Source organism: Sphingomonas mucosissima (assembly GCF_002197665.1).
GTDB lineage: Bacteria > Pseudomonadota > Alphaproteobacteria > Sphingomonadales > Sphingomonadaceae > Sphingomonas > Sphingomonas mucosissima.
Map to the genome: position 1 here is coordinate 1,238,337 of NZ_NBBJ01000001.1, position 14,853 is coordinate 1,253,189.

At 66.3% G+C, this 14,853-nt stretch carries 14 protein-coding genes; 3 read left to right on the forward strand and 11 right to left on the reverse strand.

Annotation, left to right across the window (positions count from 1 at the left end; genetic code table 11):
• Positions 1-7: 7 nt before the first annotated feature.
• Positions 8-2,002 carry a glycoside hydrolase domain-containing protein gene (locus SPMU_RS05930; RefSeq protein WP_169715639.1) on the forward strand — a complete coding sequence of 665 codons (1,995 nt, stop codon included), beginning with the start codon at positions 8-10 and terminating at the stop codon, positions 2,000-2,002.
• Between the two features lie 649 nt (positions 2,003-2,651).
• On the opposite strand, the gene SPMU_RS05935 is transcribed toward SPMU_RS05930, so the two are convergent.
• From SPMU_RS05935 to SPMU_RS05955, 5 genes are all read right to left on the reverse strand, one after another.
• On the reverse strand, positions 2,652-3,953 hold the full coding sequence (locus SPMU_RS05935; protein WP_245832797.1) for a 50S ribosomal protein L11 methyltransferase: 1,302 nt from the start codon (positions 3,951-3,953) through the stop codon (positions 2,652-2,654).
• 649 nt (positions 3,954-4,602) lie between these two features.
• Positions 4,603-5,493, reverse strand: coding sequence for a hypothetical protein (locus SPMU_RS05940; RefSeq protein WP_140418416.1), 891 nt, complete (start codon positions 5,491-5,493; stop codon positions 4,603-4,605).
• 15 nt (positions 5,494-5,508) lie between these two features.
• Positions 5,509-6,105, reverse strand: coding sequence for a TetR/AcrR family transcriptional regulator (locus SPMU_RS05945; protein WP_088332761.1), 597 nt, complete (start codon positions 6,103-6,105; stop codon positions 5,509-5,511).
• A 64-nt stretch (positions 6,106-6,169) separates the two neighbouring features.
• Positions 6,170-6,628 (reverse strand): DUF5991 domain-containing protein, encoded by a 459-nt coding sequence (locus SPMU_RS05950; RefSeq protein WP_088332763.1) that lies wholly within the window; start codon positions 6,626-6,628, stop codon positions 6,170-6,172.
• Between the two features lie 49 nt (positions 6,629-6,677).
• Positions 6,678-7,073 (reverse strand): hypothetical protein, encoded by a 396-nt coding sequence (locus tag SPMU_RS05955; RefSeq protein ID WP_088332765.1) that lies wholly within the window; start codon positions 7,071-7,073, stop codon positions 6,678-6,680.
• Positions 7,074-7,243: 170 nt separating this feature from the next.
• On the opposite strand from SPMU_RS05955, the gene SPMU_RS05960 reads away from it, so the two are divergent.
• On the forward strand, positions 7,244-8,878 hold the full coding sequence (locus tag SPMU_RS05960) for an FAD-binding oxidoreductase (RefSeq protein WP_088332767.1): 1,635 nt from the start codon (positions 7,244-7,246) through the stop codon (positions 8,876-8,878).
• On the opposite strand, the gene SPMU_RS05965 is transcribed toward SPMU_RS05960, so the two are convergent.
• Genes SPMU_RS05965 through SPMU_RS05975 form a run of 3 tightly spaced genes read right to left on the reverse strand, consistent with a single transcriptional unit; the run spans position 8,806 to position 10,581 of the window.
• Positions 8,806-9,126, reverse strand: a complete 321-nt coding sequence (locus tag SPMU_RS05965) for a hypothetical protein (RefSeq protein ID WP_245832799.1) — start codon at positions 9,124-9,126, stop codon at positions 8,806-8,808. The two genes, SPMU_RS05960 and SPMU_RS05965, sit on opposite strands and share 73 nt — an antisense overlap.
• Positions 9,116-10,177, reverse strand: coding sequence for a hypothetical protein (locus SPMU_RS05970; protein ID WP_088332769.1), 1,062 nt, complete (start codon positions 10,175-10,177; stop codon positions 9,116-9,118). The genes SPMU_RS05965 and SPMU_RS05970 overlap by 11 nt, the downstream gene beginning before the upstream one ends.
• Positions 10,174-10,581, reverse strand: coding sequence for a DUF4383 domain-containing protein (locus SPMU_RS05975; RefSeq protein WP_088332771.1), 408 nt, complete (start codon positions 10,579-10,581; stop codon positions 10,174-10,176). Before SPMU_RS05975 ends, SPMU_RS05970 begins: the two co-directional genes overlap by 4 nt.
• 122 nt (positions 10,582-10,703) lie before the next feature.
• On the opposite strand from SPMU_RS05975, the gene SPMU_RS05980 reads away from it, so the two are divergent.
• Positions 10,704-11,363, forward strand: coding sequence for a zinc ribbon domain-containing protein (locus tag SPMU_RS05980; RefSeq protein ID WP_088332773.1), 660 nt, complete (start codon positions 10,704-10,706; stop codon positions 11,361-11,363).
• Positions 11,364-11,384: 21 nt separating this feature from the next.
• Here the strand turns inward: SPMU_RS05980 and SPMU_RS16860 are convergent, their stop codons facing one another.
• From SPMU_RS16860 to glgA, 3 genes are all read right to left on the reverse strand, one after another.
• Entirely contained in the window at positions 11,385-11,543 is a 159-nt protein-coding gene (locus SPMU_RS16860) for a hypothetical protein (protein ID WP_169715640.1), read from the reverse strand.
• A gap of 199 nt (positions 11,544-11,742) precedes the next feature.
• Positions 11,743-13,362: an alpha-D-glucose phosphate-specific phosphoglucomutase gene (locus SPMU_RS05985; RefSeq protein WP_088332775.1), complete on the reverse strand. Its 1,620-nt coding sequence runs from the start codon at positions 13,360-13,362 to the stop codon at positions 11,743-11,745.
• Complete coding sequence (gene glgA, locus SPMU_RS05990) at positions 13,359-14,792, reverse strand: glycogen synthase GlgA (protein ID WP_088332777.1); 1,434 nt, start codon at positions 14,790-14,792, stop codon at positions 13,359-13,361. The genes SPMU_RS05985 and glgA overlap by 4 nt, the downstream gene beginning before the upstream one ends.
• Between the last annotated feature and the right edge of the window lie 61 nt (positions 14,793-14,853).

A 14,853-nucleotide genomic window follows, 5' to 3' on the forward strand; every position in this document is an offset into this window, starting at 1 on the left:
ACCGCTAGTGACCGATTATCGCGCGCGATGGCGCCGCGTCTGCACGGCTGTCGCGGCCGCCACCGCCCTCCTCGCCGCCGCGCCCGCTGCTGCGCGGGAGAAGGCCGTCGACCTCGTCGATCCGTTTGTCGGCACGCTCGGCGATTTCGGCCAGCTCACCCCCGCCGCCGTCGCGCCTTACGGCATGGTGCAGCTGGGCCCGGACACTGACCCCAGGAATCACGCAGGCTACGACTTCGCCGCCCGCCAGCTTCGCGGCTTCTCGCACACCCGCGCGGTCGGGGTCGGCTGCGGCGGCGGGGGCGGCGACTTGCTCATCTCGCTGCTCCCCGAAGGCGCCGCGCCGCTCGCGCCGCTCGACAAGGCGAGCGAGCGCGCCTCCGCCGGCCGCTACCGCGTCAGCTACGCCAACGGCATCACGGCGGAAATGACGGCAACGCGCGGCGCGGGGCTGCTGCGCTTCACCGTCACGAAGCCGGGCCGCTACGTCCTTCGCCTCGACGCGGCGAACGCCTATACCCGCCGCCACGCCGCCACCGTCACCGCGGATCTTCGCGCCAGCATGACGGCGGGCACCGTGTGCGACGAAGGCGCCTACACCATCCACACCGCCAGCCGCGTCACGATCGACGGCAAGCCCGCGCCCGCCGCCACCGTCTTCGGCGCTGCCGCCACCCTGCCGCTCACCCTCAGGCGCGGCGCGATGGTGGAGGTGCGCACCGGCCTATCCACCGTCGATCCCGCCGCCGCCGCGGTGGTGCGCGATACCGAGCTCGGCGCCCGCCCCTTCGCCGCCATCCTCGCCGCCACCCGCGCGCGCTGGCAGCACGAGCTCTCCCGCCTCGACGTCACGGCCCCGCGCGATCGCCGCGCGCTCTTCTACACCTCGCTCTACCGCGTCATGCAGACGCCGGTCGCGATCCAGGATCCGGACGGCCGCCACCGCGGCAGTGACGGCCGCATCCACCGCTCCCTTCCGGGCGAGACGCGCTACGCCAGCTGGGCGCTGTGGGACAATTACCGCACCCAGCTCCCGCTCATCGCGCTCATCGATCCCGCCCGCGCCGCGGACATCGCCCGTTCGCTCGTCGCGCTCTACGGCGAGGGCAAGCAGCGCTGGGCGACGCGGACCGAGCCCTTCCTCACCGTCCGTACCGAGCATGCCGGCGTCGCGCTGCTCGATTTCCGCCGTCGCGGCATCACCGGCTTCGACGCCCACGCCGCGCTCGCCGGCATGGTGCGCGAGTCCGACACGCTCCAGCGCGACACGCCCGATCAGCAGATCGAGGCCGCCTATGACGACTGGGCCATCGCCGAGCTCGCCGCCGATCTGGGCGACACCGCCACCGCCGCCCGCTTCCGCGCGAAGGCGCTCGCATACCGCCCGATGTGGCGCGCCACCTGCGAGACGCTCGGCGCCGACGCGGACGTGGTGAAGGCGCGGGGCCTCTACCAAGGCACGCTGTGGCAATATCGCTGGGCGCCGGTCTTCGATCTCGACTGGATGGTGGAGACGCTCGGCCGCGACCGCTTCGTGCACGAACTCGACACCTTCTTCGCCAGCGGCCTCTACAACATGACCAACCAGCCGGACATCCACGTCCCCTGGCTCTACGCCGCGCTCGGCCGGCCGGCGGCGACCAGCGCGATCGTCCACCGCTACCTCACCCAGCCGGTCGATCACCCTTATGCCAACGAGGGTAAGCGCCCGCTGCCGTGGCACGGCCGCAGCTTCGCCCTCGCGCCGCAGGGCTTCGCGGACGGCATGGATGATGACGCCGGCGCGATGACGGCATGGTACGTCTGGGGCAGCCTCGGCCTCTACCCGATCGTTCCCGGCAGACCGGAGTGGTCGGTCAGCGCGCCGTTGGTAAAGCGAGCGGCGCTGCGCCTAAAGAACGGGCGAAATCTGATAATTACGCAAACCCCAGATAACCCGATCGGTACGCCCCTAATCACAGTGGACAGCGTCAATCAGAATAAACAATCGCTTACATTCTGACCCGCCGGCGACAAGCTTGGAGTCTGGCTGGTCGCTTACCGACCTGTGGCGGCAGGCGCAGCTCTGGCGAGTACCCGCATCGAGCTATGGACAAACCTTGGTCTCGCCGACGCGCACAGCACCTACGAGCGTGCCAGCTTCAAGCCGATGGAGAATCACGAAGCAATTCTATGGAGCCGAGCTCATAAGCCAATATGGTCATTGGTCCTGGAGCCAGACTGGCGACAGACACGGCTGATCAAATTCACGTGCTGGCGGCTTATCAGCTCAAATCCTCAGCAAGGTGCCTTAGCATAGCATCGCCTACCTGTTCAGGAGCCTCGCACTCCCGAGAATGAATGACGTTATCGGCGCGCACGTCCTTATCAGCGGCGAGCTAGCGCTCCTGTCCATCGGACCTGACGGGCGGATGGCAGCGGTCATCGCCACCCTGGATCTGCGCTCAGTTCGGAGAAGTGGACACGTGATCTGCTTGCTACCTCCCTACGAATGCTCACGCGCCAGACGCTGCCAAGGAGCAGCTGTTGCACGTCTACACGCGTCTGTCTTCGAGGGGCATAAGGATCAGCGTGATCCGGTCATGACCAACCGCGACATCGAGCGTCTCACCCGCGACGACGTCGATCGGTTCTGGAAAGCTGTGCAGCACCTAAAGCCACCCGCCGTCAGTGTAGCGATCGGGGTGATTGTCGAACGTCACGCCTTGCCACAGATCGATGTGCATCCATTGAACGATACCGAGCGCGCGCCCGCTCGCCGTGACGGGAATGCGCAGCCGGGCGAGCGTCGCGTCGTGCTTGTTCTGCCTTAGGTCGAGGCGTACCAGTTCCAGATCATCGGACAGGCGCTCCCATGCCGTCATCGTACCATGGATCGGCAGGCGTTGTGGCGCGAAGGCAGTGAAGGCGGAAAGATCAAAACCCGACACTTCGCCGACGAAAGCGTAGGCGCCGAGGTTCTCGCTAGCTACAAGGCAGCCCATGGCGCTTGCCATGCGAGGTATCACGATCGCGTTGTGGGCGAGTAGGCGACGATGAGCATCCTCGAACGTGTCGAGAACTTTCTCCGTCAGCAGGTCGCTCGAGAGGATTTCCGAGACCAAAACATCGGCCGGTGCGTCGAGCTCCGCGCCAATCACAAGCTCGGTTGAAGGCTTCGCGTAGACGGTGATGCGATCCGCATAGCCGTTTTGAGAGACGATCTGCTGTGCCATATCGGCAATCATCGGCTCCATCTCGCACGCTACAACTTTCTGTGCGCCTGCGCGTGCCGCCATCAGCGACAATAGGCCGCTGCCTGCGCCGATATCGATCACGCGCGCCTCCGGGCCTACGACGCCGATCGCGGCCTTGATCGCGGCTTCGAACGCATCATTGCGTCGCACATCGTTCATCATCGGGATGTGCCAGAAAGGCACCGATCCAGAGCCGAGCCGGCGAACCTGGTGCCGTAAATGAAGATTGTCGGGCTGCAGCGTAAGCGCGAGGCGGAAATGCCGAATGGCTTCAAGGTTTCGCCCTGCATCTGCTAGAACCACGGCCAGATTACCAATCGTGATCGGATTGTCAGGGTCCGCCGCGCAGGCGCGCTCAAGCATTGTGATCGCCTCGACGGTACGGCCGAGCCAGTGCAGCGTGAGCCCCGTTTCATGTAGCGCAACGGCGTGGTCAGGCTCGAGCGTGAGGAGCTGGTCCCAAGCGGCCAAAGCATCTTTAGGACGCGAGAGCCTACCTAGCAGGCCCGCAAGCAAAGGGAGCACTTCTGCGACGCGATACTTCTGCGCCAGCACCTCACGATAACGCGATTCAGCGCCTTCGAAGTTCCCCTCTTCGTGCAGAGCCATCGCTTCGGCGAGCGCCGCGCGCGCGCTCAACGGGCTGTCAGGGAGTTCCAGGTCGGTCACGTTCATGGTCCTTGGTAACGGTACTAGGGCGTCCTGCTCGACTGGCACATCGTACGCTAGTCAGAACTTCCGTCTTCCTTGTCCGCTGCCCCCAAGAACATCAAACCTAGTCCGCTGTTCGCTGCCGTGACGTGGCGATCGCTGCACCCCGCCACTTCCAAACAAATCAAAGCCATATTCCAGTACGCGCGCTGTATCGCTGACCAGGCAGAGGCCCGGCCGGCTTCAAGACGGTGGCGACCCACAATCTGCCATTCCGGACGGAGTTGCTGCTTCTTGGGACCGGACGGTCGCTCATTTTGATATACGCTCGGCAATTGACCTGACGTTCTCTGACGGGCGGCTGAGGCTTGGCGGCGGTCGCCAGGATGGAGAAGGTGCGACGAAGTCAGAGTTTGATGCCGGCTGCCGACAGCCCTGTCGGTGCGACCGTCGACTTCGCGCTTCGTCGCTTCCCAAGTTGGGCCGGTTAGCCACCAGGCATTGCTGGCACGCGACTAGGTTAGGAGCTTCGTCTTGCTGGATCCTGGTGTGCCTTTTTGAGGAGCGCCGGTAACGTCAAATTCGGCCCGCCCCAGCCGGTCGTCGGGATTGTCGGTGCGCTGGAGACGTGGTTGAACACCACGCCGCATTGGACGGGAGTTGGTTGCGAACACTTTGCACCTCACCGTGATGCGCCGAGCCCCAGTCCGTCGACCTACCAATGCACCGGAAGCCAGCTAAACGCGTCCATCGCCGACAGCCCGGTCCAGCGCTTGCACAGCCGGTCGATCATGCGCATCGCGGCGTACGCCACGGCACCGCCGAGCAGGAAACCGATGGCGAAGACCCAGCCGTTCGGGTCCTCAATCGGCTGCCCGGCGAGCCGCAGGACAAGCGCAACGGTGCCGAACAACGCGAATATGCCGGCGACGGTTTCGAGCAGGAAGAAGAGCAGCATCGCGCAGCCTGCGCCGACGCTCGCGGGCTCGGCGCTCGCACGGCGCAAAGGCGTTGCCGCTCGGCGCTGGCTAGGGGTGAGCCGGCGCCGTGCCAGCCAGCGACGGACGATCAGGAACATTCCAATCAGCAGCACCGAGACGGCGAAGAAGGCGCGGTAGGCGGTGGTGCCGATCGTTCCGGTGAACAGCCACAGCAGCGCGATCGCCATGACGCCCGCGATGGTGCCGTAGCCGGCGCCGCCGCCCGGCGCCGTGCGCGGCGGGGCGGCCGGCCGCCGCGCGGCCATCGCTCGGGACGCTGCACGTCGGTGCCACTCATGCGAGATCAGCAACAGGATTGCGGCGGCCGAGGCGAAGGTCGCGAAGACAACGGCACCTACTACGTCGTCGGCACCGGACGTGACCCGCACTGCTGCGAGCCACGCGGCTACGACGCACAGCGCCAGCGCAGCCAGGTGAAGGAGCAGATCGCGTGCGCCGGCGCGGACAAAGGCGTCGCGCTCCAGCAGCGTGACGGGGATCCCCGGCCCCCATCCGTCCTGACGGTAGAGGTAGCCGTCACCGGCCGGCTCGAACTGTGCCGCGACGCCCGCCAACTTGTCGAATGGGCCGGCACGCGAGGCAGACGACAGCGGGTCTCGGGACATGGCGTTTTTCCTTGTTCAGGGCGCCTTCGCCTGCGCGGCGAGGCTTTCGCGGACGCGCGCCAGCGCTGCCGCTTCGACATCGTGCTGGCCCATTGCCGCCCAGGATCCGGTGATCGCAAAGCTGCAATGGCCATGAACCGTGGCGACCAGCGAGCGGGTAAAGGTGCCGAGTGCTTCGTCTACCGGCCGCCCGAGCGCAGTCGCCACTTCGGCGGCGACGATGCGCAGCAGCCGACCGCGCACCTCGTGTTCGGCTTCTGTGATCGTTTCGGAGGCCGGTCGATGGTCGTAGATCGCCGCCCAGCGCCTGGGGTTCTCGCGCGCGAAGCGGAAATAGGCCTCGACCAATGCCGCAATGCGATCGTCCCCCGCCGTAGCCAGGCTGCGCTCCAGCGCCTCCGCCCAATCGCCGAACGCTTGGGTGTTGATGGCGGTGACGAGCCGGTCGACGCTGCCGAACACGTTGTGGATCGTGCCGATCGAGTAGCCGATCCGCTTCGCCACCTCGCGGGCGGAGAAATTTGCGAAGCCTACTTCAGCCATCAGCCCTTCTCCCGCCTTGAGGATGAGGTCGCGCAATTCGTCCCGGCTGTGGTCCGATCGTCTGCCCATGGTTTCCGTACGTTGGTGAAGTGGATCGACGCCCGGGCCGATCCCGGGCGTCGCGGATGCGGGGTCAGCCGCGGCGGAAGAGACGGCCCGAACGCGGGCTGTTGTCGCTCGACGGATCGAGCGCTTGGAGCTGGGTCATGATCCCGCCCTCGGTGCGAATCATCGTGAACAGCGGGGTCCCCGAGGGATAGCGGCCCGCATCGCCGGGGCGGAACTTGTACAGCTTGACGATCACCTTCTCGCCCTCGGGCGTGGCGGTGCATTTCAGCTGCTCGGAGCGCTGATATCCCTCGATGTTGACGGTGCATCCCGTGCCTCGGCTGTCGGGCGCCAGCGTCAGCGTGTACGTGACGAATATCGCGACGCTCTCCGCCTTGGTCGCCCCGCCGACGCGGCCGAGCGATTCTTCCCAGACATAGCGGCCGTACCAAGTGGACAAGGGCGCTGCACTCGCGCCGACCGGGATAGTCGCGGCAGCAGCGGCAAGACCGAGGGCGAGGACATTCTTGAACGAGGTCAACATGGCTTCTCTCCTTTATCGTGAGCTTGAACGTTTCGAAGGCGTTTCGGCCTCAGCGCCCAACGTGAAGCGGTAGGCGCCCGGTCAGCGGCGTGATTGCGTAATCGGTGCCGCCGCGCGGCGAGGGCCACATCGCGACCTGGAAGCGCTGGCGCGCGCCGCAGGCATTAAGGCTCCATTGTTCGAAATGACCGCCGCGGGCGACCGCGTTCACGCTGGGGCGAACCGGCGTGTAGCTGCGCGGCAGCACCGCCATGTGGACCGAGAAAGTGAACGAGCAGCCGCCCGTCGCTTTCGAATAGCGGCCGATGTGGCGCAACACGTCCGCGGCGAGCTGTGGGCTGGCCAGCGTGCGGCCCGTCGGCGTCAGGGTGTAAGCGGCAACCGGCTGGCTCGCCATCGTGGCCATCGCGATCATCGCGCCGGCGATCAGATGCTTGGTCTTCATGGTCGTTCTCCTTGTCGCGAGCCGCATTTGGATTGTGGCTCCTGCGGCGTTTCCCTGCCGCGAATCGCAATTAAGCACTGTTCAGTTTAACCAGAAATGAACAGTGTTCAGTTTCTTTGCATTGATCCGTCATGATCCTGGTCTAGGCTGTTGGCATGGGAGAAAGACTAATGTCGTCGCGACGACGCCTGCTGTTTGCCGGCGGGTCAATGGTCGCACTGGGCGCAGCCGGCACCGCAGCCTATGTCGCCCCGCTCGCAGCCGAGCCGGAAGGAGCCAAGGACTGCGGCATCGCCGTTCCGCTTTCGCCCGCACTACCCGCTGAGGCGCAGCGCCGCTCTCTGGCCGAACCGGCCTGGTCGCAACGCGGCGGCACCGTGAACGACGCCAGCTGCCTCAGCCGCACGCCCGTGGCCGGCGTCATTCGGCCCACCAGCGACACCGAGGTGGCCGATGCACTCGCCTATGCGCGCGCTAGGGGACTGCCAGTCTCAGCCGCGGGGGTAAAGCACTCGATGGGCGGGCAGGCGTTCGCGCGTGGCGGGGTGATGCTCGACATGCGCGGGATGTCGGCGATCCGGCTTGATCGGGCGGTACGCACCGTCACGGTCGGCGCCGGCGCGACCTGGCACGACATCCAATCGGCGATCCATCCCGATTTCGCCGTCAAGGCGATGCAGTCGACCGACATCTTCTCGGTGGGCGGATCGATATCGGTGAACGCGCACGGCATGGATCACCAGGCCGGCGCGGTGATGGGATCGCTTCGTTCGCTCCGCATCATGCTGGCCGACGGGCAGATCGTCACCGCGTCTCGCGAGGAGAACTCCGATCTCTTCCGGCATGTCGTGGGCGGATACGGGCTGTTCGGGATCATCCTGTCAGCGACGCTCGATGTGGTGCCCAACGACGTCTATCGGTCCGAGCGCGCGATGATCGACTATCGCCAGTTCCCCGAGACCTTCGCTCGGATTGCGGCCGATCCTGCGATCGGCCTGTCCTACGTCCACCTATCGACCGCGCCGAAGACACTGCTGCAGGAGGCGTTGGTCTACACCTATCGCAAGCTGCCCGAGGACCAGGGACTCGCCCGTGCCCCGCTCGGCGATGTCACCGCCACCAAGCTCCGCCGCCTGACCGTCAACCTCGCCAAGAAGAACGACACGTTCAAGGCGCTGAAATGGTGGAGCGAGAAGGAGCTGGAGCATCGCTTCGAACGCTGTACCGTGACACGCGCGCAGGCGATGGGCGATGGCGAGGCATGCCTCGTCGCGCGCAACGACCCAATGCACGACAGCGTCGCGTACCTGTTCAACGACCTGCCGGGCGAGACCGACATCCTGCACGAATATTTCGTGCCGCGCGAAAAGATCGTGCCGTTCATCGACGGCATGCGCGCGCTGTTCCGCGAGCAGAAGGCGAACCTCGTGAACGCTTCGATCCGGGCGGTCGGGATGGAGGACAATGCGCTCAGCTATGCGCCGCAGCCGGCGTTCTCGGTCGTGCTGTACCTAAACCAGCCGACCACCGACGCCGGCGATGCCGATATGGCCAAGCTGACGAGCGCGCTGATCGACCTGTGCTCGGAGCACGGCGGGCGCTTCTTCCTGCCCTATCAGCTCCATTATACGCCGGCGCAGCTGGTGCGCGCCTACCCCGAGATCGGCGGCTTCTTCGCAGCGAAGCGCACGTGGGATCCGGAGGGGCGCTTCAGCAACAGCTGGTACGCTCGCTACGCCCCCGCCTTCGCGAAGCAGCCGGCGGCGATGCGGCCCTCTATCACCAGCGGCGCGCCGGCGGCATAGAGCCGGCGCGGGAAGTCGCGGGCGGCGGATCGCGCCAGCACCGCGCCGCGCCGCACCTCAACGATCTGCCCGCCCGCAGCGACGATCGCGCGCGCAGCGGCCTGGCCGCCGCCGACCACCGCTACCTGCCGCCCCGCCGGCCCGACGAATGGCATGGCCAGCATGACGAGCGCCCAGATGCCGAGCACCAGCACGGCCAGCGCCAAGCCGCGCGCCGCGCTGAACGCCCGATGCGCGTCAATAATCATAGACGTGCTCGATCTCGGCTCCGCTGCCCCGCGCCGCGGCGGCCCAGCGGGTTAGGTTGGCCACCGGCATCGTAATGCCGAACCGCCAAAAGCCGGGTCTGTCGCCGAGCGGCATGGCCAGCATCGGCGCCGGTGGGCGGAGCCGCTCGGGCGCTCGCATCGTCGCGAAGATCGTGCGGTTGCCGGCGATCTCCTCCACCGTGACGCCCGCCCTCGCCAGCTTGCCGACGAGGTCGGTGAACTGCGCGTAGCGCGGCGCCTCGACCACAGTCAGCCCGCCGGGCAGCGATCGCACAGGATCAAGGCGCGGATCGATCCGGCGTAGCCAAGCGGGTGGCGCGCGCACGACCATCTGCAAGCGACGCGCATCGGGCGCCATGGATGCGCCGGTCGCCGCGCCGAGCGCGCCGGCATAAAGCGCCTTCGCGCCATATTCCGCCGACAGCGCGATCCGCCGCTCCGGACGACGAACCAGGGACCAATCTCCCTGCGTCTGCCAGAGTCCCGCTAACGCAGCGCCAAAGTCGAAGCGGTACCAAGGGATCTCGTGCATGAACGCGGCATAGCGTTGCTGCACGGCGGCGGCGTAGCGGTCCTCCGGGGTGCGCCACCCGCCAATCCATTCCGTGACGCGCCCAGCCGTATTCTCCCACGCGGCCTTGATCGCCATCTCGGCGGTGAAGCTGATGCCAATCGTGTAGATCATCAGCTTCGCCTCGCCGGTGCCTGGCCAGCCCGCGGCGATGCGGTTGATCGCGCAATAGCTGCGCCAAAAGCCTGCAACGTCGGCGCCATGGTCATAGCCGCTCGGCCGCCCGCCCGCGGCGAGGTAGCGGCCGAGGCTCTCGGCCGAATAGACGATGTGCCATTCGGGATAGGTCAGCCAGGTCCGCGCCTCGGCCCGGCGCTGCGACGGCGCGACGAGGCTCGCCTGCGGTAGCGACGAAGGACCATCCGCGCGACAGCCCAGCTCGATCGCGGCCACCGGAGCACCGATCGCAACCGCCAGCAGCACGCCGGCGCCGAGCAGCAGGCGCCAGTGCCGCTTCATGCCGGTCGCGCCGCCAGGCGATAGCCTACCCAGATTGCAGCCCCGCCGATCAAGAGGTGCGGCAGGTTGGCGAAGATCCGGGTGAGAAGCGGTAGGTCAAGCGATCCATAGAGGAAAATTCCGCCGTCGAGATAGCCGCTGCCGGTCAGCAAGCCGAGCACGCCGTCGAGGAAGTAGAGTGGGCCGAACAGCCGAAAATAGGCGCGCGCGGCGCGGTAGGACCACCAGGCGGCGATCCCCGCCCACAGCCCCGATGCGAGATGCAGACTGTCATCGTACAGGTCGAGCTTGAACAGCCCGAACAGATTGCCGTCGGCGTCCTCGAACCCCGGGACGTAGCCGACCGCCACCACCAGCACGAACAACGCGAAATAGCCCCAGCCGAACGCCCGTACCCGATCCATCTGCCTCTCCTGTGGCTACCGACACTGTAGGGAGAAGCGATCGGGTGCGGCAAGGCCCCAATCCTTTCGCTGCGGGAACGATCCGGTGCGGTCGTGCGTCATGCGCGCACAGGAGAGCGACCATGGCATTCTGCACGGCATGCGGCACCCAGCTTCCCAACAATGCGCGATTTTGTCCCTCCTGCGGCGCGGCGGCGGGCGACGCTACGGCGGCAGCGCGGGCAGCGGATCCGGCGCCGGGTAACGCTGAGCGGCCGGCCGGCTTCGCCGAACCGGGCCGTGGCGGCGGGGCTGCGAGATGGATCCTACCAATCGTGATCGTCATCGCCGCAGTGGTAATTGGGCTGATGCTGTTCCGGGGCAAGGCAGACCAACCTGCGGGAGGGACACCGTCGGAAAGCGGGCAAGTCGCCGGACAAGCCGGGCAATCAACGGAAGAGAATGCGCCATCTGCCGGCAGCAGCGCTGGGGCATCTTCGGGCACGATCATGAGCGCGGCGGCGCTCGATGGCGCGTTTTCGCGCGATCCCGCGGCCGCAAGCGCGACCTACCCCGGCCCAGTGCGGGTGTCGGGCGTGATCGCCAGCATGGTGCAGCCCGGGCCGACGCCGGCGCTCTCGTTGGAGGGGCGCACGCGCTTCAACTATATGGTCGTGAACTTCCCGGCCGGCTATCGTGAGCGGCTGGCACCGCTGGCGAAGGGACAGTTCATCCAGCTGTCGTGCAGCCGCGTGCGCGGGCTGGCGGGCACCACCATCCTTGATGGGTGCCAACTCGACTGAGGACGCAGGTCAGCGTTGCGTTCAAGGCGCCACCAGCATCGACCCGTAGATGAGCAGGTCGCGGGTGACGAAGCCGCCCTGGACACTCGAAACGAGAATGCAGCGCTCATCTTCATCAAGAAGGCGCTGAAGCGCCATGGCCCGGCTGAAGCGAATCTCAGTGACGGTCTGAGCTCTCAACGTGCGACCTTGAAGGACCTCGGCACACAGGGAAGCAGGGGCCGGTCGGCACTCAAATAAGGTGGGCTTGATCGTGCGGGCGATCGTCAGCGTGGGATCGACGAACGTCTGTAAGTGGGCGATGCCGACGTCGCGCTTTGTGATTTCACGGTCCGGCCACGAGACTAATCCCTCGGACCAGACGCGCCGCCACGTAAGCTCAGGTCACCACGTCCGGCGCCGCACGACCAGTATGCCGCACGATCCCCGCAATCGCATCGGCCGCCGCGGCGATATCCGCCAGCATCTCCGTCGTGTCCGCGTCCAGCCGCCCGCCAACCGGCTCATACCGTTCCAGATAGACGCGCAACGTCGCGCCTGACGTGCCCGTCCCGGAGAGACGAAACACCACACGGCTGCCGCCTTCGAAGAGGATCCGAACGCCCTGGTTGCTGCTGACCGATCCGTCGGTCGAGTCATGGTATGCGAAATCGTCCGCCGACTGGACGGTTAGATCACCAAACGACTGCCCCCGCAGGTCCGAGAGCTTGCCGCGCAATTCAGCCATCAGCGCGTCCGCCGCCGCGCTGTCGACGCCTTCATAATCGTGCCGCGCGTAGAAGTTGCGGCCATATTGGGCCCAATGCTCCTCGGCGATCTGCTTAGCGCTCTTGCCCGTGGCGGCCAGGATATTGAGCCAGAGCAGCACGGCCCAGAGCCCATCCTTTTCGCGCACATGGTCCGATCCGGTCCCCGCGCTCTCCTCGCCGCAGATTGTCACCTTGCCGGCATCCAGCAGATTGCCGAAGAACTTCCATCCGGTCGGCGTCTCGAACGCGGGGATGCCGAGCGCCTCGGCCACCCTGTCTGCCGCCGCGCTGGTTGGCATTGAACGGGCGATGCCTTTCAGGCCATCGGCATAGGCCGGCGCGAGATGTGCATTGGCGGCCAGCATGGCCAGGCTGTCCGACGGGGTGATGAAGATACCGCGCCCGATGATGAGGTTGCGATCCCCGTCGCCGTCCGATGCAGCGCCGAAATCGGGCGCGTCGTTGGACATCATGAGATCGTAAAGTTCGCGGGCGTGGACCAGATTGGGGTCCGGGTGGTGACCGCCAAAATCCTCCAGCGGCGTCCCGTTGCGAACGGTGCCCTCGGCAAAGCCAAGACGCCGCTCCAGGATCTCCTTGGCATATGGCCCTGTTACGGCGTTCATGGCATCAAACGCCATCGTGAGCTCGGCACCGCGAATGGCGGTGAAATCGAACAGGGTCTGCATCAGATCGGCATAGGCGGCAACGGGATCGACGACCTCGATCGCCATGCCGTTCAGTTCCTGCGTACCCACGCGATCCAGGTCGATCTCACCCGATGTCACGACGCGATACTGATCGATCGCGCGGGTTCGGGCGTAGATCGCCTCTGTCACCTTTTCCGGCGCTGGGCCGCCGTTCGCGACATTGTACTTGATGCCGAAGTCTTCGTCCGGCCCGCCGGGATTGTGACTGGCGGAGAGCACCAATCCCCCGATCGCGCCAGACTGACGGATCAGGTTGGACGCCGCCGGCGTGGACAGAATGCCGCCCTGCCCCACGATGACGCGCGCGACCCCGTTCGCCGCCGCCATGCGGATCGCCTTGTCGATCACCTCCCGGTTCAGGAAGCGGCCGTCACCGCCGAGCACCAGCGTAGCGCCGACCCGATCTTCGATCACGTCGAAGACCGACTGGATGAAATTCTCCGCATAATGCGGCTGCTGGAAGACCTTCACCTTCTTGCGAACGCCCGACGTGCCGGGTTTCTGGTCCGTGTAGGCGGTGGTCATTACCGTCTCGATCATGCGTCGACTAATCCTTGATAGAGCGCGGCATAGGCCGCCGCGCTCCTGCCCCATGTGAAATCCGCTTTCATCCCGCAGCGCTGCAGGCATCGCCAGCTCGGCTGATCGGCGTAAAGCGCACAGGCGCGCTGCAACGCGTGCAAGAGCGCCTCGCGGCTCACGCCCTCGAACTGGATGCCGGTGGCGACCTGGGCGTCCAGCGCAGCGATGTTCGCGTCGATGACGGTGTCCGCCAGGCCGCCCGTTCGCGCCACCACCGACACGCAGCCATAGGCAAGTCCATATAATTGCGTCAGCCCGCAGGGCTCGAACCGCGACGGGATGACGATCGCGTCGGCACCGCCCTGCAGCAGGTGGGAGAGCGGCTCGTCGTACCCGATCCGTACGCCAACCCTGCCCGGATGGCGCGCTGCTGCGGTCAGAAACGCTTCTTCCAGGTCTGGGTCGCCCGCGCCCAGCATCGCGAGCCGACCGCCCATGCGAACCAGGTCGTCAACGCACTCGGCCAGCACGTCCATGCCCTTCTGCCAGGTCAATCGGCTGATCACCGTGAAGATCGGCCCGTCGCCCGGCTCCAGGCCGAACTCCCGCTCGAGAGCACGCTTGTTCTTCGGCCGCCGCGCCACGGTCTTGAGCGTGTAGCGCGACGGAAGCGCCGCATCCCCTTCAGGGTTCCAGACTGCCGGATCTATCCCGTTGACGATGCCCGTCACTGAGCCCGCACGCTCAGCAATCAGACCTTCCAAGCCCATGCCGAACTCGGGCCGGAGGATTTCCCGCGCATAGGTCGGGCTAACGGTGGTGATCGCATCGGCTGCCTGGAGCCCAGCCTTCAGGAACCCGACGCCGCCGTAATATTCCACCCCATCGATCGACCAGGCGTCTTCCGGCAAGCCAAGCTCGTCAAAGATCTCCGCCCCGAACCGGCCTTGGAACGCGATGTTGTGGATGGTCATCACCGTCTTGATCGGCGAGGCAGCATAGCGGAGGTAAGCAGGAGCGAGCGCTGCTTGCCAGTCATGGGCGTGGAGGACGTCAAAGGACAGGCCCTTGACCCCGCCGCGACCGATCTCCGCCGCCGCCCGGGCCAGCGCGGCGAAGCGTCGCCAATTGTCCGGCCAATCGCTGCCCGTCTGATCGCCGTACGGCCCGCCCTCGCGCACGAAGAAGGACGGGGCGTCCAACACGATAAGCGGCTGGCCGTCGATCTCGCCCCGCAGCAATCGCGCCGCGCCGCCGCCAAGCAAATCACGCCAGCTGTGGATCGCCCGGCCGGCTGTTGCTTTCAGCACCGCCGGGTAACCGGGCAGCAGCGTCGTCGTCCCGACGCCATGCGCCGCCAGCGCTCGCGGGAGAGCGCCGACGACATCGGCGAGGCCGCCCGTCTTTACGAGCGGATATGCCTCGGACGCGACTGCGAGAACCTTCACCCGCTTACTCCGGCGTCGAATCAAACGGATCGGGCCGAAACCTGCCCAGAAAGGCCGATTG